The organism is Polynucleobacter sp. MWH-Svant-W18 (assembly GCF_018687495.1).
Classification (GTDB): Bacteria; Pseudomonadota; Gammaproteobacteria; order Burkholderiales; family Burkholderiaceae; genus Polynucleobacter.
The window spans coordinates 317,895-340,870 of the sequence record NZ_CP061293.1 but is presented as its reverse complement, the minus strand read 5'-3'; the positions used below and the strand labels follow the sequence as shown (position 1 = coordinate 340,870).

Below are 22,976 nucleotides of genomic sequence, written 5' to 3'. Positions count from 1 at the left end.
AGGTATTTTTATGGAACTACTTCACTCTCTAGCCAGTCAAACTTGGTTCATTGCCATCATGGCGGTAGCCCTGATTGCTGGTGTGCTCTCCGCGGTGCACCATGCGGAAGTGGTTGCCCATAAAACCGGTGAGCCCTATGGCGCTTTAGTGCTGGCGATTAGCGTCACCATTATTGAAGTGTCCCTCATCATCTCGATGATGCTCTCAGGTCACGATGGCTCTCAATTCATTGCACGTGATGCAGTTTTTGCAACGGTGATGATTGTGATCAATGGTGTCATTGGCTTATGTATTTTTATTGGGGGCCTGCATCATCACGAGATGTCTTTTCGCAATGAAGGAACTAACTCTGCGCTAGCAGTACTTACCGCTCTGGCAACTTTCATTCTAGTGATGCCAATTGTGACTACCAGCACGCCGGGCCCAGACTTTACCAAGAGTCAATTGGCTTTTGCAGGCATAGCTTCATTTGCACTGTATGCTGCATTTTTATTCTTCCAAACTGTTAGTCATCGGGACTATTACTTACCTCAAGTAGAAGATAAGAAAAACGATATCAATTTCCATGCGCCTAAGCCTAGTAATACGAAGACTGCAGTGAGCGTTATATTGCTCATTGCCTCACTCATCATTGTCGTAGGTTTAGCAGAATTACTCAGCCCCGCAATTGAGGCTGGAGTGAATGCCGCAGGTGCACCCAAGACGATTGTCGGTATCGCGATAGCAATGTTAGTGCTACTTCCAGAAGGCTTTGCAGCTGTGAGGGCAGCAAAAGCAAATCGACTGCAAAGCAGCTTGAACTTAGCGCTAGGGTCAGCATTAGCCAGCATTGGGCTCTCCATTCCGGCGATTGCAGCTATTGCCATCTACTACAACATACCGCTGAGTTTGGGTATTAGTGATCTGAATATGACCTTGATGTATCTGACATTCTTTATTGGCGCCTTAACGCTGGCCATTGGCAGAACGACCCTACTGCAGGGCGTGGTTCACCTGATCATTTTCTTTGAGTATTTATTCTTGAGCTTGGTACCCTGATTGCCACCAAGGTAGTAAAAATCAGAGCCTAATACGCAAAAACCGAGAAATTCATTCAATAAATAATAATTAAAACTATAATGACAGGATGTCTGGATTATTAGCCGCCTTTCTGACCTCCTTTGTTATAACGCTATTGATTATTCGTTTTAAACATTTGCATGAGCGGTTTTCAGCAGACTCAGATCTTACTGGTCCTCAAAAGTTTCATAAAGCGGCAGTTCCCAGAATAGGGGGCATCAGCATTGTCCTTGGTCTCTTAGCAGCAATTTTGATCAAAACATTTGATCTCGGCTTGGGTAACGCAGAACTCACACTACTAGCCTGTGCAATCCCCACTTTTGCGATTGGCCTCACAGAAGATTTAACTAAGAAAATCAGTGTAAGACAGCGCCTATTTTTTACTGCCGTATCTGCCGCCTGCTTCATTTATGTATTGGGCCCACAAATCACCTCTTTAGGTATTCCTTTTGTTGATTTGCTATTTACCATTCCATTTTTTGGAACGCTACTGACGATTTTTGCCATCACAGGGCTTGCAAATGCATACAACATCATTGATGGCTTTAACGGGCTATCAAGTATGGTTGGCATCATTACGCTCCTGGCGATAGGATATGTTGCCTATACCCTGGGTGATACAACTATTATTTTTTTAAGCCTTGTAATGGCCGGGGCCATCTTAGGATTCTTTATTTGGAACTATCCGCAAGGGCTGATCTTCCTGGGTGATGGTGGTGCTTACTTAATTGGCTTTTGGATTGCGTGTCTGAGCGTTTGGCTTTGCTACAAACATCCCGAAATATCCCCTTGGTTTGCTCTACTGATCAATGGCTACCCAATTATGGAAACACTTTTTTCAATCTACAGAAGAAAGATTCATCAGGGCAAGAATGCAGGTGCGCCGGATGGTATTCACTTTCATACCTTAATTTATAGACGGATATTGAGAGCAACCCATTTTGATAGCGCGCTCTCAGCGAATGCAAGAACAGCGCCCTATCTTTGGATATTGGCGGGACTATCTGTAACACCAGCAGTTCTATGGTCACAATCTACCCCTATTCTGATGGGTGCATGTGCGCTATTTGTTGGATCGTACATCTGGGTTTATAGAAGGGTTGTGCGCTTTAAGACTCCGGGGTGGATGAGGGTTTAAGCCAGATCAGGGTGATATATGGCATTAGCGGGCACTTCCCCTCCTCTGCGCATCAAAAATTGAGATAGTTCGTTTTGCAAAATGGGTGTTTAGCTTAACTTCGCCAAACACCCATCCTGTTTTACTAGGTTCTACTGACTACCATCTACTTCTGCCCAGAATCCGGCTTTTTAGTCGCAGATTCTTTTGGCGCCATTTCCAATACAGGATTAGAAGCATTTTCTAACTGAGCTGCTATCTGTTGCTGATTTTTCATCAGCAGCTCATGTTGATCGAGCGCCGCTAGTGCTGAGAATCCTTTGAGCATGCGATTTTGCAGGTTGGTCGCATAGCGCTGCGACTTATCCAGATCAATCGCTTGCTCCATTTGCTCGGCCCGTAGCCCATCAATAATCGTCTGATAGCGTGCTGGCTCCTGGGCCCAAATAAAATGAAACTCCCAACGCTCTTTGAGTTCGTTCATCAGGGCGCCCAGGTTCAGAGTAACCGCTGACTCTTTATAGCGCTGGCCCAAAGTCATTAAAAATGAGGCGCCCTCCTTTTGGCTATGCATGACATATGTAAATAATGCTGGGTAGACATCTTTTACCCTAGCCGCCAGTTGATCTGAATAGCGCGCCTTGAATTCAGCCGTCTCATCATAAATGTGAGCCACTTTTACTGCACGCTGTTTTTCCGACTCGCCGTCTTCTAGAAAAAACCAATCCGGCAATACATGGGCAATTTTTTCAGAAAGGCCGGCTCGCTCACAAAATTGGTAAGCGATTGTGGTCGATTGCATGAGGCCTTGGATTTTCTTGCGCTCAATGTACATCATGCGCTCGATCCCAAGCTGACATTGCTCAATGCTGCGCAAGAGCATCTGACGACTGGGATCTTTGGCATTCCATTGCTTTGTCATTGCCAAAAACTGCTGCTGCTTTTCATCGATGTTTTCCCAGGGTAAATAGCCTTGCACAAAAATCGAATCCTTGCGCGCATTTTGAGAAGATACTGCTTTACCATCCACTGTTTTAGGTCCTGTGGATTGACCTTTTATATGATCACTCATATCTAATCTCCTATTTAGGAAGTTAATGGGAGATTAGATAATCGAACCTATATAGAGCGCCATACCCCCCGGCATGAAGCATGTTTTTGAATTATTGTGAAATAACCCACTACTTTTTTACTTGACACTCATTTACATCAATTTGGGCAAGGCTTTTGGCGCGAAAAGACTGGAACTCTTCGAGATGATCTTCAATTTTTCCGATCCCCAGCAAGTAAAAAATCTGCTCCGCAAACACTACAAACTTGGTTGCGGGATAACCTTTGTTATTAATTTCTGGGATCTCATTAAAAGCTAATTGCCAAGAGCGAAATAACTCAGCAATCAAAAGATTACGTAGCATCGTTTCGTCACGCTGACCTTTGGGAAGATCGGCACCAAAGCCATCGCGTGTGGGTCGTGACCCCTTATGCAAAAAGTATGGATTCTTTAAATTGTCTTCAATTTGCTGAAATGCTGCTGACAAAATTGCCTCAATCTTGGTGGTATTTTGAGGAAATCGAGCGTCAGTAACTACTTTGTTTAACTGCGTGTAAGTTTCTGAAGTGGGGGATTTCATGACACGGGATTTTTAAGTCGCACCCCAGGGCGATCATCAGGGGTCCCAATGAATTCGATGCCGGCTTTTTCAAATGCGAACTTTATGGCCTCTAAAGTCTTGAAATTACTGGATGGAACACCATCAAATGACTCCAAACGCATCATCGAGGCAAAACTAAGTCCCGAATATTGGGCCAAGTCTTTCCTAGACCAGTCCAACATTCCTCTAGCAGCGCGAATTTGTGCACTTGTAATCATTTAAATAATAGTCTAATATTAGTCATAATGACTAATTTAATAATTAATTTGATTAATTAAATAACCAAATGAGGTAAAAAATGCTTAATAATCAAGATTTTGCACAATCCGCACCTAAAAGTCCAGCTAAAAGAAGGCTGCAGCTAGTTGGCAAGGTCAATCAAGGTTTAGAAAAAGAAAGCGCACTCTCAGACTTAGATCGAGCAACCAAGCTTCTTCAAGAAACCATCATAAAAATTGAGGGTGCTTATGCACCTTCTACCATTCGAGCCTATAGGGCTGACTTTACTGATTTCGTTTATTTTTGTGATGATAAAAATGCCAATGCCTTACCTGCAGAGCCTCATTTAATTGTTGGGTACATTTGCAAACTAACCATAAGCGGTAGATCATCCGCCAGCATTCGCAGAGCTTTGTGCGGTCTTTCTGCTATTCATAAACTGAATCGCTTTGATGATCCCACCAAAGATCCTGATGTTACTTTAGAGATGCGCAGAATGCATCGCAAACTCGGGCGCTCATCCAGCCAGGCCGGCAGCATTAATGCCGACACCTTGGAAAAGTTGTTATTAGCTACCGATGATTCCATTAGAGGCATTCGAGATCGCGCCTTATTGCTAGTAGCCTATGACACCTTATGCAGACGTAGTGAATTAGTGTCTCTACAAGTCAAGGATGTCAAAATCAACATTAAGAATGGTATTGAAACATCATCCATTCTTCTGAGAAAAAGTAAAACTGATCAGGACGCTACCGGGAAATGGCTACATCTAAGGAAAAGAGCACACCAGTCATTAATGGAGTGGATGAAGGAAATTCCTGAAGGGCAGGAAATGTTGTATTGCGGCCTAAATCGCGCGCTAGATTTCAGCGCCAATATTGGAGCTGGTCAGATTAACCGAATTTATAAGAGAATTGCAAGAAAAGCGGGGTTAGATGAATCGGCAATTGAGGGCATCAGCGGCCACTCTATGCGAGTAGGTGCCGCTCAGGATTTACTAAATTCGGGAGCAAGCATGCCAATCATTATGCAGCGTGGAAGATGGTCAAAGACAGATACGGTTATGAGATATCTTGAGCACGGCAATTGCCAAGTTTGATACTCTCTCCAAAAATTAAAGGGGGATCAATTAGTGCAATCACTATTCAGAATAGAAAACCCGCTCATTTTTATGGTCTTCAATAAACTCAAAGCGAACTGTCTTCTCAATCGCCTCTATTAAAGGCACAGGAGGAATAAAACCAGTTGATTCTATAGCTGATTCATATACTGAATTAGCGCAAAACTTTTTAACTCTAATCGCGCTAATGGGAAATTTGTTACCGGTAATTTTTGCAACTAGATCAAAGCTGGACCCAATCAATAGCCCAAGAGAAAATGGCAGTCTAAATTTAATCTCAGAAGACCTGCCCAATAACTTATTGACATGACCAACTAGTGTATTCATCGTGAAATCTGGCTTATCGATGTAGTTGTAGATATGTATACCCGGTTTGAAATCTAATGAATACTCTAAGAATGCTGCGACATTCTCAACGTAGGCCATTGACTTGCGGTTTAAGCCATTGCCAACCATTATAAATTTACCAGAGGCAATTTGCCTCAGCAAATTAAATACATTCCCCCTATTTCTTTCCCCGAAAACTACGGTTGGGCGAATGATGACCAAAGTTCGCTTTTGGGGATCCTCAGATTGCCATTGCCTATAAACCTGCTCTGCCTCCCACTTAGTACGACCGTAATCGTTAAAAGGGGCAATCGCACCAGATTCATCGGTTCCTAGGGGGGCAAAACCATATACAGCTACTGAGCTAGTAAAGATAATTTTATTAACCGCCATCTCATTGGCAATTTCACAGATATTTCGCGCGCCCTCGATATTAACCTCATCATATAAGCTTCGAGGGCTTACGTCATCGCGATGTTCTGCTGCCAAATTTATCACCGCCGCATTTAGATCAATTGATGCCCTTAAATCTTTCAACGATCGGATATCTACGTTATGAGTCAATGCAGGAAAAGATGCTCCTATTACTTTATCTACGATGGTAAAGGCTACATTTTTTTTGTTAAAAATCGTTGATAGTCTTGTACCAATAAAGCCACTGCCACCGATTATATTTATCTTCATATTATGTTTACTGCCATTTGTATTTAATGTGGATAAAAAAATTATCTATAAGTTATCAATCCGTAAAACAATCCAATCGTCCAGAAAAAATGGCATCCCACAAAGCCTGAGGCAAGGAAAAATATATCTTGAAAACTTCTATCTCGGAATCTGAAGGAAACAAAAAGAATGAGGGCTAGGTAAGTAAAGATGCCAATCAACAATATTGAATATAGGAATGGGTAAATTATGCCCAATCCCAACAATGACAATGCAATCAAAAAAGCGAAGGGAAGCACTAGCTGCCGTGGCGCAGAAAATTGCCGGTGTTTAATTAGAAATAAAGCGCGGCCAACGCCATAATTAAAACAAAGTCTAAAAAAAGTTTTTAGACTTTCCCTGGGGTAGTGCCAAGCAATAATGCTTGAATCAAGAACAATTTCACCGCCCATTTGTCGAATTCGAAAGTTTAAGTCAGAATCTTCGCTAATCTTTGGTAGTCTTTCATCGAACCAGGGCTGGTTTGGCATATATTTTCGACTAAAGGCTCCCAAATAAAGTGAATCAACTTTACCTCTATAGCTTGTGTTTCGAAACTTCCCGCCACCCAGCCCGAGAGGGTGTGACATTATTAACGCAATCTTTTTTTGCTCTTCAGATTCGCCAATCGGAACCTGAACACCACCAACATTAGCAACATTTTCCCAAAGCGAAAGTACGTAGATCTTACTTAGGTAATCTGGGTCAATATGAGTTCTGGCATCAAGCCGAACAATTAAATCTCCAGTCGACTCTTTTACCAAAAAGTTTAAGGCAGCAGTTCTAGATAATCCTGGTATATTCCAGTACCTCAAAAGACTAGATGAAAAACCAAGTTTCTCTATTGCACATTCTCTAGAATAATTTCCTGCCTCAAGAAACAGTATTTCATAGGAATTTTTATCAAAATCTTGATTTGAAAGATCCTGGAATAATCTATCAAGATTAACCCCTTCATTAAATGAAGTTATAACTACACTTAATAAAAGGGGCATTTAAACCAGACTTTAATTAAAGCTTGAAGCCAGCGGCTACCGCATCTGCATAAAACATCTTAACAGTATCAAGGGAGTACTCATTTAAGTCGTAACCAACAAGAGATAATTTCTTGAGAATATCATTAGTAACGGTAATAACGTGACATCCAATTTCGTCAGCTTGGAATATATTCAGCAACTCACGCGGACTCGCCCAAATTAATTCAGCTGCAGGTGCGGCTTTTAATATTTCAACGGCACTGGTCATCAGTGGTACTGGATCATATCCAGTATCAGCTACACGACCAGCAAAGACTGAAACATAACTAGGGATATTTGGATCAAGAGCGGCTACCACATTACGCACCTGGTCAAGAGTCATTAGCGCCGTTACATTCAATTTAACCTTTTGTTTTGCAAGTTTTTCAACTAGCGCATAGCAATATTCTTGCTTAGTGTTGGTAATGGGGATTTTTACGTAAACATTATCGCCCCAACTGGCTATCTCTAATGCTTGACGTTCCATTTCTGCAAAATCATCAGAGAACACCTCGAACGAGAGTGGTTTGTCATTTATTGATGTGAGAATATCTTTGCAAAATGCTCGATAATCTATAACTCCCGCCTTTTTCATTAAAGTAGGATTGGTAGTTAAACCTTTTACAAAAGGCTTTTTATACATCTCCAGCATCCCTGCCTTATCGGCTCCATCAGCAAAAATCTTTACTTTTAACTCTTCTACTTTTTTCATTTAAAACTCTCCAAGGATAATTTTTTTTGCTTCCAATAAAGATGACACAATAAAATCAGGTGCATCTGGTTTTTTTTCCGCATAACGGTAATTGATAAAAAAGGTTTTACACCCAGCAGAGGCTCCCGCCTCAACATCGCGCCAACGATCTCCAACCATAAAGCTTTTAGATAAATCGATATTGTGCTCTTGAGCCGCTTCAACTAATGCGCCGGGTAACGGCTTCCTACAATCACATTTATCCCCGCCATCATGATAGCAAGTCTTAAAATCATCTATTGGTAATTCAGATGATAAAAAAGCATTCATTAGCTCAATATCTTCCCTCTTAGATATGCCCCTCGCTACATCGGGTTGATTGGTTACTACTACCAATAAGTAATTTGCATCATGTAGTTTTTGGAGGGCTTCGTGAACTCCCGGTAAAATTTCTAGCTCTTCTAAGGAGGCTGGAGGATAGGGCTTACCATCGCGCACAATTGCCCGATTGATTACCCCATCCCGATCTAAAAAAACTGCACGCCTCAATGGATTTATATCTGCAGCTTATTTAGCCGTAGACTCCCATTTAGTTTGATTTGCTTTTAACTTGGGGTGCGAAACCAAGAGGTGCCATACCACTGCCTGAAAAGCCTCTGAATGTGGGGTCACATTATCAGCGTTCACCGTTGGAACAATCACGCAAGCATCGGCAACTTGGGCGGTATACCCCCCATCACGACCCACAACGCCGATTACCTTAGAGCCGATTAACTTGGCAAATTTCAAAGCCTCAACTAAATTAGGGCTGATATTCTTTTCTAGATTACCGCCGCCAACAGAAAAAATGAATAGCATATCTTTAGGGGTAATTTTGCTAACTTTTAGCCATTCAATAAAAATTGAAGCCCATCCCTCATCATTTGTACGCGCAGTCAACTCTGATACATTATCAGTTGGGGCATAAGACTCAATGCCAACGATTTTCCGAAAATCATTTACGGCATGCGAACAATTTCCCGCGCTACCTCCTACACCTAAAAAAAAGATTCGGCCACTATCTGTTTTAACTTGAGCTAAAAGATCTGCCATTTTTTCAATTGCGGCTACATCCATTTTTTCGATGATTTCAACCGCTTCATTTAAATGTTGCTTTGCATAACTCATAAAATAGCCCTTTGTTTTTTATAATTAGATGATTTATTAGGTAACATTTTATTCTATTCCTTAAATGCTTCCTATTATTTTCAGCATTGATAATCAATTATAATAATTACATAGATATATTGTCTACTAGACGCAGTAAATTCAGAATGCAGCCTATGGGCATAAAAAATTCACTTGCTTCAATAAAGTGTTAGTGAAGATAAAAGTATTTGAAGATTGTGCCCAGATAACACAACACTTACGGTGAACGTGTAATTGGGTGAGATCTTTGAGAATTAAGCTTGCGCCAACACCCCATCTGAAACTCTTCTGGATTATCTGTATCAATAACCCCGTTAATGGATGCGGGGCCTTTTACCCAAGCCGCATGCCGCAATTCAATACTCTCAACCATTTTCATATTTGCCATAATTCCAACAATTAGGGCAAATATGAAAAAAACGCACATGCCTCGACCAACAAAGAAATTGTTGACGCCTTTAATAATTATGCCAATCCAGATACCAAAAAAAATGATCGAGATGAATACACAAACCAAAGAGCTCGTGTGATGCCAGTAAGCAATGCCACTAAATTCTTGGGAAAGCCTTGTTGCCAAACTAAGCACCAAAGCAAACAAACTAAATGAAGCTGCAACAACGAGAATCTTTATTGCACGCTCTTGATTATTGCGTGTCAATGAAAAAAATGAATAGCCGGTAGCCAATATTAAAATTATTAGACTACCAATATTAAAATAACCCCTAAGCCAGTTTCCAATACCCTGTTTTGAAGTGACCTTAAGAAGAAGTACGATCCTTTCAACTGTAAATTCAAAATTTGGCTTAAGGATCGCTGATCGTACAGCATTGCCCGGTGAAAATAATCCACAAATAAGCCCGCTAACCAAAATCGCGACACTTAAAATAATCCAAAAATTACGATTCAAATCTCTAGTCTTAGGCATGAAAAATATACATGCAGCAATCATGCAGGCAACCAGCAGCAATGAAACCATTTGCACTGGTGCAACGCCGCCAGAGAAAACCCCAATAACTAGAGGAATCAAAAATGAAGAATATGGATAGCGTCTTTGGTTGGAGAAAGACCAACCGATTGCTAATGCAATGAATATTATCTGTAGTGGCATAACGTATGCAGAATTAACATTTTGCCAGAATGTTAAGGCGCTAACTATAGAGCGTAGATTGTAGTCATTTGCCGTGGAAAGATTTGTATTTTGGATACCTAAGGCAAAGGTTGTCCACAGAAACGTCCACCACAAAAAAGCTATAAAAACTAGCCAGCCCAAACCCAGCTTCAATGGCGATTGAATCGACCTATTCACAGCAAGCACTACTGCACCCATACCAAATGCAGTAAAAATAAAACAAATAGCAGAGGCAATATCAAAAGGTAGAAATGCAAGAGGCATGCCCACCAAAAGAAATGTTATGAAGTTTTGCGATACAAAGCCTGACCATACATTCCACATGAGAACGACTCCGCCAAATAGGCCAAATTCCCCTGACATTGCCCCAAAACAGTAATCGTCGGCTATGGGACGTAAATTATGAGATTCAAAAATAACCCACAAAACGATCGCTGCTGTAATTAGCAATAAACCAAACTGAATTCTCTTTGACGATTTGTTGGACACTTATCCCTCGTTGTTTAATTTGCACTTATTCATTTAAATTTCATTTACAGCCTACTACATCGCTTTTCGTTAAGAAAAACTCTCCCATTTCAAATTGCTTTTAATACATCCAGTACCTGATTAATAATGTAATCCTGCTTTGTCTCAAGCCCGATCCATAAGGGTAATCTAACTATCCGATCAGCAATATCCTCTGTCACAGACAAGTTACTGTAAGCTCTACCAGCCCTCTTTCCCTGCGGAGAGGCGTGAAGGGGAACATAATGAAAAACGCAATTTATATTACGCTGACGCATCGCACTAATAAAATTTGTTCTATCCTTTAAATTTCGCATTAAAAGATAGTAAATATGTCCATTATGACCACACCATTCTGGCACTATAGGCCTCCTAATGCGGCCGATTTTCTCAAGTCCCCCAAAAGCTTCGTGGTATCGACTCCATATTTCCAGACGACGCTTTGTAATGGATTCGGCCTTATTCATTTGTGCCAACAAGAAAGCTGCAACCATTTCCCCAGGTAGGTAAGAGGAACCTATATCCACCCATGTATATTTATCTACCTGCCCCCGAAAAAATTGACTGCGATTTGTGCCTTTTTCTCTAATAATTTCAGCGCGTTCGGCTAATTTTGTATCATTAATTAAAAGTGCTCCACCCTCACCCGAAATAATATTTTTAGTCTCATGAAAGCTTACCGCACCCAAATTTCCAATTCCACCTAGAGACCTACCTTTGTAGGTGGCTTGAACACCCTGAGCAGCGTCTTCAATAACCAGCAAATTATGTAAATTAGCCAACTCCATAATTCGATCCATCTCACAGGCAACACCAGCATAGTGAACTGGAATAATAGCCCTTGTCTTTGATGAAATATATGATTCGATAAGTTTTTCGTTTAAGTTAAGAGTATCGGGTCTTATATCAACAAAAATCGGGATTGCCCCACGCAATACAAAAGCATTGGCCGTTGATACAAATGTATAGGAGGGCATAATTACCTCATCGCCCGGTTGAATATTTGCAAGAATGGCCGCCATTTCCAGTGCGCCAGTACACGAATGTGTTAGCAATGCTTTTTCGCAACCAATTGACTTCTCAAGCCAAGCATTGCAGGATTTTGTGAACGCCCCATCCCCAGCTAATTGCCCATTTAAATGGGCCTTACTGATATTATCCAGTTCATCACCAGTTAGATGGGGCTTATTAAATGGAATCATTATTTCTATCTGGCTTTTTTAATATTTGATAAATGATCTTTTGCGAACTTATTATTACCGTACACTACTACAAATAGTTATATTGGTGACAACCCCAATTATTTAATGTGGTATTTCTATTAAAGAATTTATATACCCCTATCACTAGTTTAACCTTAATTTAATATTACAACTACAACGACCTTATTGATAGCTAATGCCCCACGAGATAGCCCCTAAAAAATATCTGAATCAAGAAAATTCGGTAACATTTTTTTTAATGACCGAGAAAGGCTTTAATTTTTTAAAAGTAATGTCAAAAAAATATAGGCCCCTATTTAATTTGGTAGTAGTTGGGAGCGATAAGGCGATTACAAAAGATTTTGAAGATGAGATTATAAATTTTTGTGAGAAAGAGAAAATTCGGTACATTAAGAAGTCAGAATTTTCAGGAATTAAAACGAAATATGCTTTAGCAATATCTTGGCGCTGGTTAATTAATCATTCACCCGAGAATTTGATTATTTTTCATGATTCTCTCCTGCCAAAATATAGAGGCTTTGCCCCATTAGTGAACGCTTTGATAAACGGAGAAACAGAAATAGGTGTTACTGCATTATTTGGTGCAAATGACTACGATACTGGCGCAATCATTACACAGCATAAATCTAAAATTTCTTATCCAATAAAAATCTATGATGCTATTCAAATTAATCATGAGAACTATCTCAAATGCGCAGATTTTGTTCTCACAAGTTTATTGAAGGGCGAAATTCTAAAAGCATCAGAACAAGTTGAAAGTGAATCTAGTTATAGTGTATGGCGTAATGAAGAGGACTATAAAATTGATTGGAGTAAAAAAGCGGGGGAAATCCGCAGATTAATTGATGCTGTAGGGTTTCCATACGGCGGAGCATCAACAATTTATGATGGAAAACTAATTCGCATCATCACAGCCGAAGAGTCTGCTGATCTAAAAATTGAAAATAGAGACCCTGGAAAAATTATATTTCTAAGAAATGGTGAGCCTTTCATCATATGCGGGGAGGGCATTTTAAAAATAACTGAGGCCTACATCGAAGAAAATGGCATAAGATCCCCCTTTCTTCCACTCTCCAAGTTTCGAATTAGATTTTCAAACGCCTAAGCCAAAAAATATCTCTAAACGCATCACTAAGAATGATGCTTTTTGCGTCAATATCTAATTGCACTTATGCAGATTAATCGCGATACCTAAGGGGATAGATAACATCCGTAATAAAAAACCAAATTTATACCTTAACTCACTAGCGTAGCATGCTTGCCAACCAGATTAGACTCTTTTAGGCGATACACAGACTCCTTACTCGCGCCTATACAGACTCCCTTATCACATATGCAGGCCTCTCCATAGTTCGCTGATAAATTCTAGCCAAATATTCACCCATAATTCCCAAAGCAAATAACTGTGCGCCAGAAAATATTGCCACAATTGATGCGATGAATGCAAAACCAGGAACAATCGATCCATGGAGAAGGTATTGACTTAAAACATAAGCAAGTACAAGAATGCCAAAAATTGAAAAAAAGAATCCCAGTATTCCAGCTATTTTTAAGGGGATGGTTGAAAAGCCAGTTACCATATTAATTGCATGTTGTATCAACTTTCGTGTAGTGTAGTTAGATGCTCCGTACTTTCGCTCGTCATGTTTGACCGGTATTGCTGAGAATTTAGCTGCACCCCAAGTTAATAATACGTCGATATTTACAGATGGGCCGGTGAAGTCCTTAAAAGCATCGCGAAGCTCTGTCTTGAATACCCTAAAAGCACTGACATGGCGAGCAGTCTGGGCTCCCATCGATTTTTGTAGTGCAATTTTTGTGATTTGCGATGCTATGTTCCTAAAAAACCCATGCTGCTCCGTTTGAGGGAAGCCATAAACTACATCAAACCCTTTTTGAAGTTCTGTTAAGAGGTCGGGGATTTCTTCTGGAGGGTGCTGAAGATCATCATCAACAGTAACTATCAAATTTCCACGTGCAGCCCTAATGCCAGCCAACAAAGCGTTATGTTGACCATAATTTCGACTCATTCGCATTCCACAAACCCGAACATCATCCGCCACAAGCTCTTTGATGATATTCCACGAATTATCCCCGCCGCAATCCTCAACAAAAACTATCTCAAATTCAATGCAAATCTTATTTAATTGATCTACCAATCTTTGGTGAAGCTCTCTAATAGAATTTTCAGACCGGTATATAGGGATAACGACAGATAAATCAATCATTCGACGGCCTGCAATTGGAAATCAGATAGGATTGGGTGTCCTCAATACCTTGAAGAGAGCCAATTTCATAAAACCTTTCAAAAACTTCATAACCAGCTAATTCACCAGATAAGGATAAATCATTATAAACTTTCGAAAGATCAAATGACTGCAGAGTAGAATAAGTTGCAATCGTAGATCGCTGCAATAACCCCAACCCATAGTCGATGTAATGCATTTCAGGTCTAATCATTGACTTGTTGTATTCAACAATCTGACCAGCGCTAAATTCGACATTACTCTTATCCCATCGATTTTGATTCCTTAGCACAGTCATTAATCCTCTTTTGCCACTATTTATATAGGTTTTTTCCACCGCAGAAAAATCAACGGGCAGATAGGAATCACCGTATAGAATGAAAAAATGATCTCCCAGCAACGGTAGTGCTTGTCTAATTGCACCTCCCGTTCCGAGAAGAGATGGCCCATCTAGAGAGTAACTAATGTTCATGCCCCATCTCGACCCATCACCCACAAAATCCTCAATCATTTCACCCAAGAATCCAATACACAAAACAACTGAGTCAATACCTTGCTTACGAAGATATTCTAGTTGGTGAAAGATAAATGGCTGCCCAGCCACCTCAACAAGCGACTTAGGAATCTGATTGGTTATAGGGCGGAGGCGTGTTGCCAAACCGCCGGCCAATATTGCAACGGGGAACATTAGGAAGACATCATAACTTTGGCGCCCTCAAAATCAAATTTGAAGCGCACTTCCTCCAGTCCGGCGGTGGACATAGCCTTGCGCAATTGATTGCGGTCTTTTGCCATAAACATCAAAAATCCACCACCTCCGGCACCAACCAACTTTCCACCAATCGCACCATTATTTATCGCCAATTGATACCAGTCGTCTATCTGCAAATTACTCATGCCGCCTGAGCGGCGTTTTTTATGCTCCCAGTGCTCATGCATGAGCTCGCCAAATAAATTGGTATCGCCACCCTCTAGCGCCGCCTTACTTCGAAGCCCCAAATCTTTTACATAATGAAGATTCGCAATCATATCCGCATCATTCTTCTGCGACCTTACCTTTTGATCTCTTAAGATACCGCTCGCACTTCTAGAAAATCCAGTAAAAAAGAGTAGTAGATTATCTTCAAGATCAAACATAGTCTCCATGCTGATCATTAAGGGGGCAGCCGTAACTTTTCCATCTCTATGGAAAGTGAAGCAAGTTAAACCTCCTACTGCCGCAATATATTGATCTTGTTTACCAATTGGCTCTCCAAGACGTTCGATCTCAATATGACAGGCCAACTCAGCTAATTCTTCTTGATGTATATGCCGCTTGCGATGGGTGTAAAGCGCTTTAAGTAAGGCGGTGGTAAAGCTACCTGAGGAACCAAGGCCAGTGCCCGCAGGAATATCCGCAAGTGTCGTAATTTCTACTTGTGGAGTACGAAAACCCATCGCATCTAAGGCCTCCCTAATAATTGGATGATGCACATCCGCAATTTTCTCAACATGTTCTAACTGACTGTACTTAAGATAAATACCTTCTGTAAAAGGACGCGTGACAGTTACATAAACATATTTATCTATTGCTGCCGCAATCAAGAAACCCCCATGATCTTCATAATAGGAAGCTAAATCAGTTCCACCCCCTCCTAAGGTGATACGAAGAGGACTACGCGCAATGATCATATCCAGAATCCTTGTAAATTTTTTCAATAATTTTTAGGGCCTGATAAGCATCATTCAAACTTGCTGATGGAGTGCGATCTAAACGAATATCATCATAAAATTCAGCCATCTCCACAGCCCATGAATCATCCCCCATGGGATACTCCCACGATGTGGTCTCTGGTGGCCCCATCTGAGGAAGCATTTTGTAATAAGTTAGCCTCTCTAACCCATAGCTACCACCCAATCCGGTTATATCTAATTTTCCGTCCCTGCCATATATCTCCATCGAAAAAAGATTTTTCCATTCAGTACAAGAGGCATGTAAAAAAGCCACTTGCTTTTTTGGCGTCTTTAACAACATAAATCCATTGTCATCAACTGGCATATCCCAATAAAAAGTATTAGCGAAACCATCAATTTCAGAAAAATCACCTAAAAACCAACGTGAGAGGTCGATTAAATGAGGGCCTTGGTCAATTAACTCTCCTCCACCCGATAACTTAGGATCGGCGCGCCACTCTTTTTCATACCCCAAACGTGCGCCATGTCCATAGCGTGCACGTATAAACATTAACTCACCCAAAGCACCAGAAAGAACAATCTCTTTGGATTTTCTTAGCGCTCGATGGTAGCGGTGATTAAATCCTACGTGAACCTTAGATTTACTTTTCTGCAATGCTAGAAGAATTGCCTCTAACTGAGCACTAGTTCTTGCGGCTGGCTTTTCCACTAATACATTTTTTCCAGCATTAACCGCTGCCAAAGTAATTTCTGCCAAAGAGTCATGCAGCGTAGAGACGATCACAATATCAATCTCATTAATAGAAATTAAATCTTTCCAGTCGCTAAATGATCTGGCATTAAAACGATTAGCGAGTGCCACAGCCTTATCAACAGCAACATCAGCGCAAGCGATTAACTTGCCGGCAGTGCCTAATGAATTTGCTCTTTTTTGGCCTATTAGCCCACACCCAATAATGCCTACTTTAAATATATGCGAATCTATAGTCATCTAACCCTATTCTTAAATTGCTAATTGATATTGCTTAATTATCGCCCCAGCTTATATTTCGATCACGACCAATAATTCTTCGCAAAGTATAAACATCAGAACTTTCAAGTTCATTAATGTGGTCAGGCCACTCTCTCCAATTATCCCAAGCAGCACTAATTAATTTTCCTGTAATACCATCACTGAGGGATGAACCCAGGAATAGCGCTAGCTCTGCCGCTAGATCTATTGAAGCACCTCCTGATTCTTGTTGCTTTAAAGATCTCTCATAAAAGTCTTGACCAACTACGTCTGGGCCGGCTAGTAAAATTTCTTGGAGCATACGGGTATTTAGCGCACCTGGAGCAAGTGAATTTATATCAACCCCAAATCCACTAACCTCCTCAGCAAGAGTTTCTGCAAATCGCACAATCGCCGCTTTTGATGCTGCATAAGCGCTAATTTTTGGCAATGGATTAGTTGCACCACCGCCAGATAATTGAATTACTTTGCCATACCGCTGTTTTTTAAAGTGGGGTATCAATTTCCGGCACATTAATACAGATCCGCAAACATTAATCTCAATAGCCCTCATCCAATCAACCCAATCCACTTCCTCAATGTTGCCCTTAGGCCCATATATCCCTGCGTTGTTTACCAGGATATGACATGCACCCAATTGCTTAAGTGTTGAGTCAACCACATCATTTACTTCTTTTTCCCTTGAAATATCTGCCTGCAGAGCCAAAACAACTTGATCTTTTGCGGCATACTTTTTCACTTCCTCTAAAGCCTTATCTAGTAAAGCGCCATTGCGGGCACATAACATAAGATTTGATCCTGCAGCAGCATATTTCTTTGCAATTTCTAATCCAAGGCCCTGGTTAGCTCCCGTAATGATAGCTACCTTATTTGTTAATATTTTTTTCATTTGAGTCTCAAATTAATTGCCGAGAACCAACCGATAAATAGGGAAAGTCGGCGTCCCCGAGACATCCCTGTAAATGGCGATTAGGGTCTATTATCAATAAATTAGATTGCGCAAACTCAGATAATATGCGCGCCTCATTTTTGAATTGGGGCCACTCTGTTCCAACTACTAATACCTGCATTTCCTCCAAATTCTCGCGAGCGCTAGCGCATTTTTTGACTCGATTAGCCCAGTTAACTGGTAATTCTTTAACGGCAGGGTCATAAACCTGCACACACACGCCTTGACCCAACAGCCAATCGATTAGCTCAACACTAAGAGATCTTCGCAAAGTATCAGTGCCAGCTTTATAAGTGAGACCCCACACCATAACCCGAAGGCCGCTTAAATCTGGAAAACACCCAAGCAGCTTGCGCTGCACCCATTTTTTATGCGCATCATTGCTCAACCTCACAGAAGATAGCAAAGGTGTAGAGAGCCGCCTTTCTTGACTAATTTTTCCCAGGAATTCAATATCTCGCGCTAAGGTACCTCCAGCAAAAGGCCCCCCAGGTGATAAATAGGCCTTAGGCCCAATACGACTCTCTGTTTTAAGACCCAACTCAACCTCTTTAGCATCAGCTCCTACCAGCTCACAAATGGCTGCAATTTCATTCGCAAAAGTTACCGAGGTAGCGAGAAAGGAATTGATTGCATGCTTAGTCATTTCTGCAGACTCAACAGACATCCACTCTATTTGCTTAGTGACTGGAAATAGCAATTCTTCAAGGATGGTACGATCCTCAGGGGAGCGAACGCCCACGATAACTCTATCCGGATGAAGGAAAACCTTCAGAGCATTGCCAAGCCTTAGATTCTCAGGAGAGCTTGCAAATGAAATATGCTTATCAAGTATATGCTCTTTAGAAAATTTCTCTAGGGCTGCTATTGAGCCTACCGGTAGCTGCGAAGACACCAAAACCAATGCGCCATCAGAAAGAAACATCACAGCAGATTTAATTTGATTTATTACAAAATCAACATCCGCGACATCATCCTCATCCACAGGGGTGTCAAAGTTAACCCAAAGAATCTCTGCATCTTCACATGCATTTTTCATATTGCCTGTAAATCGAAGTTTGCCGCTCTGTATACCCTCAGAAATAAGAGGATTCAGATCGGGCTCAAAGAGCGGAGCCTTACCTTCAATTAGAGAGGAAATTATGGCTTTATCTGGGTCAAATCCTACTACTTCATGCCCAACAGATGCTAAACATGCCGCCGTCACCGAACCCAGATGCCAAAGACCCTGCACGCACACTCTCACTCCCGGCCCCGCGCATCAAATACCCATTCATTATTCTTTAGATATTGAACCGTTCGTATTACCCCCTGCTCGATATCAAACCTTGGCTTCCAGCCTAGCGCTTGGATTTTATTTGTTTCCAAAAAAATGAATGGGTTATCGCCTATCCAACCCCTATCCCCCCCAGAATAATCAAGCCTTGGGCTAACTCCTAATTCCTTGCAAATCCAACCAATGGAATCATTAACCTCAACATAGCCGTCTACACCTAAATTGAAGATATTGACTTTTTCACCTGCTTTATCAATAGCCACCATAATGGCATCGATACAGTCCTGAACATAGAGGTAAGACTTTCGCTGTTTGCCGTTTCCCAAAACTGCCAAACAAGTCTGATCTTTTTTTAGCTTTTGGTAAAAATCAAAAATGTGTCCATGCGTATATCGCTCGCCCAAAATAGAGACAAATCTAAAAATCCAAGATTGAAATCCAAAACCCTCGCAGTAGGCAGAAATTAAACCCTCACACGCAGCCTTAGATGCCCCATAAAGGGATGTTTGGATGGGAAATGGACCATTTTCTGGAGTAGGAATCAAAGGCGACTCACCATAGACTGAACCAGTTGAAGAAAAAGCAATTTTCTTAACACCATTAAAACGCATGGCCTCTAGAACATTGTATGTAGCAATAGTATTTTGCTCCAAATCCCTGCGAGGATGATTTGTCCCAAAACGTACATCAGCATTGGCAGCCAAATGAAATACAAAATCGCAACCTACTAAAGCAATCTTCAGGGCATCCAGATTCAACAAGTCGTCTTTTATTAGCCTGAATTGAGGATTTAACAAGGCGTCCTCCAAAAAATGGATTTGGCCAGTTGAAAAGTTATCCACCCCGACAACCTCATGGCCACTCTGCAGGAGCCTATCCACCAAGTTACTTCCAATAAAGCCTGCACACCCGGTAACAGCAAAAACTGACATAATTATTACTCTCTATTTATTGATATTTTTTCTTAATTCAAGAGTTCTGGAGCCACAAAGCGGGAAAAACGCCTTAATAGAACATACTCCTAAGCTAAATAGCATACCTGTTAACCTAAACAATAATGGTAGGCTTGAATTGTAAAAAGCCTTGCAGCGATATAACCAAATTTTTACCCTATCAGACCTAGTAAAGCGTGATGACTTCCCGTAAAGATTATATTCAGCAAGAGGTGCATCAATTTTTAGGGGGGAAATTTTTTGAAAAGAATTAAGTAGATGGGCAAAATCCGCACACAGGCCATAATTTAAATCAAAGGAATCCAATATATCTCGCCTATAAACAATAGTTTGATGATTTAGCATTCCGGTTAAAAGCATTCTAAGATTCAAATTTTGATCAACTTCATACCCAGAAACGGTCATAAAATTTCCGTACAGTAAATTAATGCTTTTATTGCCCGAGTCCAAGTAGGTCTTTAAACATCTTGCAGACTTTAAAGCTAAATCACCGCTGTTTAAGAACCAAATCCATTTCCCTCGAGAAAGCTTTATCCCTTTATTCATCGCATCATATATTCCGCCATCTACTTCAGAGATAGCTACATCAAATACATTGCGGTCTATTAAGCGTGAATAGCTGTCATCATCTGAAAAACCATCAATTAAAATATACTCTGCATTTAAGAAACTAATTAGGGGAGAAATTGACTTAACAGTTTTTTCAAGATCATCGCCAGAATTATAGTTCACAGTGATTATTGATAGATCTATATCCATATAGACTCAAATGATTTAACGGTAGTTAAAAACAGCATAAATTACTTGCCTATGTAAATTAGAATTTGACCACCATTAGGCATAGTGGATGCACGATAAAAACACGGCTTTAGATTGCATGATGCCCCTCTTTCAAATACAACATGGTCTTTATAACCTTGCTGCTCATATAAATAGCTTTGATAAAGAGGGGAATCCACTGGAAATTTTGGACCTTGCGGCGTGCTGTCACGATGCAAAAAAACTGCATCAAAAGGCTCACTCCACCTTATATAGGGCCCCCAAAACTCTTCGGTAGTGAAATTAGCAGTTGACTCAACCCAAAATAGTGCAGGCGAATACATAACATTTATTGGGCGTCCCTTTTCGCGACTTAAATTTCCCAAAGTCTCAATGGCTTCCGCATAAGACAAGCTATCAAAAATATAGTCTTGATTCTTAGTTCTGGCACTCAAAACATAAAAGTTTTTTATAGTATTCGGCATCCAGTAAATAAAAATAATTTGCAAAAATAAACATAAAAAAATGATTGAGGCAGTAAAACTAAGAAGTCTAAAGGAATAACTTTTATAAACCAAAAATTTATTTTCAATCGCCAATAAAACTCCAAATATTAAAATAACCATTCCAGGATATAAATAAAAGCCCCAAAGTCGATGTGAGAACAAAAATATTCCAAAAATCGATGCAAAACCAGATAATATTATTGCAAAAGTAAATCTTGAATTTCCCAAAAAAAGGAAAATGAATAATGATGTAATTAATGCAATGTTTGTAGTAATTGGTGAAATAAACCACACATCAAGAAAGTAATTGATCCACTCGATAAAGCCAGTACTCAATCTATCGGCGCCATGACTAGTATTGTAAAAAGTGCCGTTTAACCAAGCATGAATACCATTATTATAGAAGATTAATATTGAAGTGATAGTTAATAATATTAAATATAAAAAATTTCGGGGTTTAATATTAATTTCTCTATTAATCTTTAAAGTAATATAAAATCCGATAATAATAAATAGTATTGGCGGAATTAAAATAGGCACTGCAACTGCAAGGCCAATTAAAAAATATCCTGTAGTCACAAGATAAACTCTAAAATACCTGCTGCTAAATCTGTATGTGTATAAGGAAAATAGGATTATTGCAACCAATGGAAATAAGGTTGAAATTTTCGCTCCAAAAGCAAGCCCAGCAAATATATAATGCCAACCAAAATTAAATTTATATTTAAATAAAAATAAAATAAATATAGCCAAAAATAATGTCTGCAGGGGCTCTGGCTTTGGCATTGTTGCGTAGTAATCAACATATGGCAATGTATACAAAGAAAGCGCTAAGATTATCCTAAATAGCCAAGTCCTAAGCAGCCCAAACGAAAAAACTAGGCATGTTGATATTACCAAAAAAGATTGAAGTATTCGCCCGGAAAATATTTGGCCTGAAGATCCGAAAATTAAATCCGGAATAAATGCAAAAAAAGCAATTGAATTCCAAAGAATCCTTCCATACCTTTGATCACCGCCGTTTAAGATTGACCATAAAAAGTTTTTAAAATTGATTGGATGGAGAATTTTTTTTACGCCATCAAAGGTAATTCTTTCATCCACAAATAATTCATGTCTTCCACCTAAAAGATCGCTATTAGCTAAAATAGAGAGATATAGAAAAATCAAGGTAATACTTAAATACATCACAGATAGCAATATATTTAATAAATTGCTGTTATTTAAGTACCTTTCTTTCAAAGAATTAAGCATAATTAAATTAGGCTTTATTTAAAATTAATTTCATAGCCATATAATTTAAGAGGAAACTAAAAGGTATGATAATCAGCTTTGAAATAATTGGATGTATGCCTATTTTAACTAACATTGATATTGTAAATGAAAATAAAATAATATTTATCAACTGATATAGTAACCAAAAAATATACTTAACCAATGTCAGTTTATTTTCTATAAAAATAAACCTCCCAGCAACCATATAAACAAAACTTACCGCCAAAGCAGAACTTAAAATATTTGCATTAAAAGGATCAAAATTTGCACTTAAAAAGAGAAAGTACGCTAATAAGTCACAAATAAAGCCCATTCCTGAAATCAAGCCAAATTTAATAATCCGTTTTATGAATAGAATCATTAACTATCGGATCC

General features: G+C 39.9%; 24 protein-coding genes. 4 read left to right on the top strand and 20 right to left on the bottom strand.

Annotated elements, in window-relative coordinates:
• Positions 1-10: 10 nt before the first annotated feature.
• A complete protein-coding gene (locus C2757_RS01835; RefSeq protein ID WP_215273721.1) occupies positions 11-1,039 on the top strand; it encodes a calcium:proton antiporter in 1,029 nt (342 codons plus the stop codon).
• Positions 1,040-1,127: 88 nt separating this feature from the next.
• On the top strand, positions 1,128-2,198 hold the full coding sequence (locus C2757_RS01830) for a glycosyltransferase family 4 protein (RefSeq protein ID WP_215375403.1): 1,071 nt from the start codon (positions 1,128-1,130) through the stop codon (positions 2,196-2,198).
• A 145-nt stretch (positions 2,199-2,343) separates the two neighbouring features.
• Here the strand turns inward: C2757_RS01830 and C2757_RS01825 are convergent, their stop codons facing one another.
• The 3 genes from C2757_RS01825 to C2757_RS01815 form a co-directional block, all read right to left on the bottom strand.
• Positions 2,344-3,249 (bottom strand): hypothetical protein, encoded by a 906-nt coding sequence (locus C2757_RS01825; RefSeq protein ID WP_215375401.1) that lies wholly within the window; start codon positions 3,247-3,249, stop codon positions 2,344-2,346.
• A gap of 109 nt (positions 3,250-3,358) precedes the next feature.
• Positions 3,359-3,808, bottom strand: a complete 450-nt coding sequence (locus C2757_RS01820; protein WP_215375399.1) for a hypothetical protein — start codon at positions 3,806-3,808, stop codon at positions 3,359-3,361.
• On the bottom strand, positions 3,805-4,047 hold the full coding sequence (locus C2757_RS01815) for a hypothetical protein (RefSeq protein WP_215375397.1): 243 nt from the start codon (positions 4,045-4,047) through the stop codon (positions 3,805-3,807). The genes C2757_RS01820 and C2757_RS01815 overlap by 4 nt, the downstream gene beginning before the upstream one ends.
• An 80-nt stretch (positions 4,048-4,127) precedes the next feature.
• Here C2757_RS01815 and C2757_RS01810 point away from each other — a divergent pair, with 80 nt between their 5' ends.
• Complete coding sequence (locus tag C2757_RS01810) at positions 4,128-5,147, top strand: tyrosine-type recombinase/integrase (protein WP_215375395.1); 1,020 nt, start codon at positions 4,128-4,130, stop codon at positions 5,145-5,147.
• Between the two features lie 42 nt (positions 5,148-5,189).
• Here the strand turns inward: C2757_RS01810 and C2757_RS01805 are convergent, their stop codons facing one another.
• The 7 genes from C2757_RS01805 to rffA all read right to left on the bottom strand — a co-directional run bounded on the left by C2757_RS01805 (position 5,190) and on the right by rffA (position 11,930).
• Positions 5,190-6,179: an NAD(P)-dependent oxidoreductase gene (locus C2757_RS01805; RefSeq protein WP_215375393.1), complete on the bottom strand. Its 990-nt coding sequence runs from the start codon at positions 6,177-6,179 to the stop codon at positions 5,190-5,192.
• 41 nt (positions 6,180-6,220) lie between these two features.
• Entirely contained in the window at positions 6,221-7,192 is a 972-nt protein-coding gene (locus tag C2757_RS01800; RefSeq protein WP_215375390.1) for a glycosyltransferase, read from the bottom strand.
• Positions 7,193-7,208: 16 nt separating this feature from the next.
• On the bottom strand, positions 7,209-7,925 hold the full coding sequence (locus tag C2757_RS01795) for a transaldolase (protein WP_215375387.1): 717 nt from the start codon (positions 7,923-7,925) through the stop codon (positions 7,209-7,211).
• Positions 7,926-8,453, bottom strand: coding sequence for an HAD-IIIA family hydrolase (locus C2757_RS01790; protein ID WP_215375384.1), 528 nt, complete (start codon positions 8,451-8,453; stop codon positions 7,926-7,928). It abuts the gene before it with no gap.
• A gap of 18 nt (positions 8,454-8,471) precedes the next feature.
• Positions 8,472-9,071: an SIS domain-containing protein gene (locus tag C2757_RS01785; RefSeq protein ID WP_215375382.1), complete on the bottom strand. Its 600-nt coding sequence runs from the start codon at positions 9,069-9,071 to the stop codon at positions 8,472-8,474.
• Between the two features lie 238 nt (positions 9,072-9,309).
• Positions 9,310-10,710 carry a DUF2029 domain-containing protein gene (locus C2757_RS01780; protein WP_215375379.1) on the bottom strand — a complete coding sequence of 467 codons (1,401 nt, stop codon included), beginning with the start codon at positions 10,708-10,710 and terminating at the stop codon, positions 9,310-9,312.
• Positions 10,711-10,799: 89 nt separating this feature from the next.
• On the bottom strand, positions 10,800-11,930 hold the full coding sequence (gene rffA / locus C2757_RS01775; protein WP_215375376.1) for a dTDP-4-amino-4,6-dideoxygalactose transaminase: 1,131 nt from the start codon (positions 11,928-11,930) through the stop codon (positions 10,800-10,802).
• A gap of 259 nt (positions 11,931-12,189) precedes the next feature.
• On the opposite strand from rffA, the gene C2757_RS01770 reads away from it, so the two are divergent.
• Positions 12,190-13,056, top strand: coding sequence for a formyltransferase family protein (locus tag C2757_RS01770; protein WP_215375373.1), 867 nt, complete (start codon positions 12,190-12,192; stop codon positions 13,054-13,056).
• 205 nt (positions 13,057-13,261) lie between these two features.
• Here the strand turns inward: C2757_RS01770 and C2757_RS01765 are convergent, their stop codons facing one another.
• Genes C2757_RS01765 through C2757_RS01720 form a run of 10 tightly spaced genes read right to left on the bottom strand, consistent with a single transcriptional unit; the run spans position 13,262 to position 22,962 of the window.
• Positions 13,262-14,179, bottom strand: a complete 918-nt coding sequence (locus C2757_RS01765) for a glycosyltransferase family 2 protein (protein ID WP_215375370.1) — start codon at positions 14,177-14,179, stop codon at positions 13,262-13,264.
• The gene (locus tag C2757_RS01760) at positions 14,172-14,885 is read right to left on the bottom strand and encodes a nucleotidyltransferase family protein (protein ID WP_215375366.1); all 714 of its coding nucleotides are present in this window, start codon (positions 14,883-14,885) and stop codon (positions 14,172-14,174) included. The genes C2757_RS01765 and C2757_RS01760 overlap by 8 nt, the downstream gene beginning before the upstream one ends.
• Complete coding sequence (locus tag C2757_RS01755) at positions 14,885-15,895, bottom strand: GHMP kinase (protein ID WP_215375364.1); 1,011 nt, start codon at positions 15,893-15,895, stop codon at positions 14,885-14,887. The genes C2757_RS01760 and C2757_RS01755 overlap by 1 nt, the downstream gene beginning before the upstream one ends.
• Positions 15,852-16,862: a Gfo/Idh/MocA family protein gene (locus C2757_RS01750; RefSeq protein ID WP_215375362.1), complete on the bottom strand. Its 1,011-nt coding sequence runs from the start codon at positions 16,860-16,862 to the stop codon at positions 15,852-15,854. Before C2757_RS01750 ends, C2757_RS01755 begins: the two co-directional genes overlap by 44 nt.
• A 34-nt stretch (positions 16,863-16,896) precedes the next feature.
• Entirely contained in the window at positions 16,897-17,772 is an 876-nt protein-coding gene (locus C2757_RS01745) for an SDR family NAD(P)-dependent oxidoreductase (RefSeq protein WP_215375359.1), read from the bottom strand.
• Between the two features lie 7 nt (positions 17,773-17,779).
• Entirely contained in the window at positions 17,780-19,066 is a 1,287-nt protein-coding gene (locus C2757_RS01740) for a nucleotide sugar dehydrogenase (RefSeq protein ID WP_215375357.1), read from the bottom strand.
• Positions 19,067-19,074: 8 nt separating this feature from the next.
• Complete coding sequence (locus C2757_RS01735; protein WP_215375354.1) at positions 19,075-20,040, bottom strand: NAD-dependent epimerase/dehydratase family protein; 966 nt, start codon at positions 20,038-20,040, stop codon at positions 19,075-19,077.
• A 12-nt stretch (positions 20,041-20,052) separates the two neighbouring features.
• Positions 20,053-20,820 (bottom strand): glycosyltransferase, encoded by a 768-nt coding sequence (locus C2757_RS01730; protein WP_215375351.1) that lies wholly within the window; start codon positions 20,818-20,820, stop codon positions 20,053-20,055.
• 41 nt (positions 20,821-20,861) lie between these two features.
• On the bottom strand, positions 20,862-22,580 hold the full coding sequence (locus C2757_RS01725; protein ID WP_215375348.1) for a hypothetical protein: 1,719 nt from the start codon (positions 22,578-22,580) through the stop codon (positions 20,862-20,864).
• 7 nt (positions 22,581-22,587) lie between these two features.
• Positions 22,588-22,962 (bottom strand): GtrA family protein, encoded by a 375-nt coding sequence (locus C2757_RS01720; RefSeq protein WP_215375346.1) that lies wholly within the window; start codon positions 22,960-22,962, stop codon positions 22,588-22,590.
• Positions 22,963-22,976 lie beyond the last annotated feature (14 nt).

Excerpts from the sequence above, each read along its gene's own strand:
- C2757_RS01760 (WP_215375366.1), bottom strand. The coding sequence starts at position 14,885 with ATGTTCCCCGTTGCAATATTGGCCGGCGGTTTGGCAACACGCCTCCGC.
- C2757_RS01795 (WP_215375387.1), bottom strand. The coding sequence starts at position 7,925 with ATGAAAAAAGTAGAAGAGTTAAAAGTAAAGATTTTTGCTGATGGAGCC.
- C2757_RS01750 (WP_215375362.1), bottom strand. The coding sequence starts at position 16,862 with ATGACTATAGATTCGCATATATTTAAAGTAGGCATTATTGGGTGTGGG.
- C2757_RS01785 (WP_215375382.1), bottom strand. The coding sequence starts at position 9,071 with ATGAGTTATGCAAAGCAACATTTAAATGAAGCGGTTGAAATCATCGAA.
- C2757_RS01725 (WP_215375348.1), bottom strand. The coding sequence starts at position 22,580 with ATGCTTAATTCTTTGAAAGAAAGGTACTTAAATAACAGCAATTTATTA.
- C2757_RS01735 (WP_215375354.1), bottom strand. The coding sequence starts at position 20,040 with ATGTCAGTTTTTGCTGTTACCGGGTGTGCAGGCTTTATTGGAAGTAAC.
- C2757_RS01820 (WP_215375399.1), bottom strand. The coding sequence starts at position 3,808 with ATGAAATCCCCCACTTCAGAAACTTACACGCAGTTAAACAAAGTAGTT.
- C2757_RS01770 (WP_215375373.1), top strand. The coding sequence starts at position 12,190 with ATGACCGAGAAAGGCTTTAATTTTTTAAAAGTAATGTCAAAAAAATAT.
- C2757_RS01810 (WP_215375395.1), top strand. The coding sequence starts at position 4,128 with ATGCTTAATAATCAAGATTTTGCACAATCCGCACCTAAAAGTCCAGCT.
- C2757_RS01720 (WP_215375346.1), bottom strand. The coding sequence starts at position 22,962 with ATGATTCTATTCATAAAACGGATTATTAAATTTGGCTTGATTTCAGGA.
- C2757_RS01730 (WP_215375351.1), bottom strand. The coding sequence starts at position 20,820 with ATGGATATAGATCTATCAATAATCACTGTGAACTATAATTCTGGCGAT.
- C2757_RS01805 (WP_215375393.1), bottom strand. The coding sequence starts at position 6,179 with ATGAAGATAAATATAATCGGTGGCAGTGGCTTTATTGGTACAAGACTA.
- C2757_RS01830 (WP_215375403.1), top strand. The coding sequence starts at position 1,128 with ATGTCTGGATTATTAGCCGCCTTTCTGACCTCCTTTGTTATAACGCTA.
- C2757_RS01800 (WP_215375390.1), bottom strand. The coding sequence starts at position 7,192 with ATGCCCCTTTTATTAAGTGTAGTTATAACTTCATTTAATGAAGGGGTT.
- C2757_RS01815 (WP_215375397.1), bottom strand. The coding sequence starts at position 4,047 with ATGATTACAAGTGCACAAATTCGCGCTGCTAGAGGAATGTTGGACTGG.
- C2757_RS01825 (WP_215375401.1), bottom strand. The coding sequence starts at position 3,249 with ATGAGTGATCATATAAAAGGTCAATCCACAGGACCTAAAACAGTGGAT.
- C2757_RS01835 (WP_215273721.1), top strand. The coding sequence starts at position 11 with ATGGAACTACTTCACTCTCTAGCCAGTCAAACTTGGTTCATTGCCATC.
- rffA (WP_215375376.1), bottom strand. The coding sequence starts at position 11,930 with ATGATTCCATTTAATAAGCCCCATCTAACTGGTGATGAACTGGATAAT.
- C2757_RS01745 (WP_215375359.1), bottom strand. The coding sequence starts at position 17,772 with ATGAAAAAAATATTAACAAATAAGGTAGCTATCATTACGGGAGCTAAC.
- C2757_RS01765 (WP_215375370.1), bottom strand. The coding sequence starts at position 14,179 with ATGATTGATTTATCTGTCGTTATCCCTATATACCGGTCTGAAAATTCT.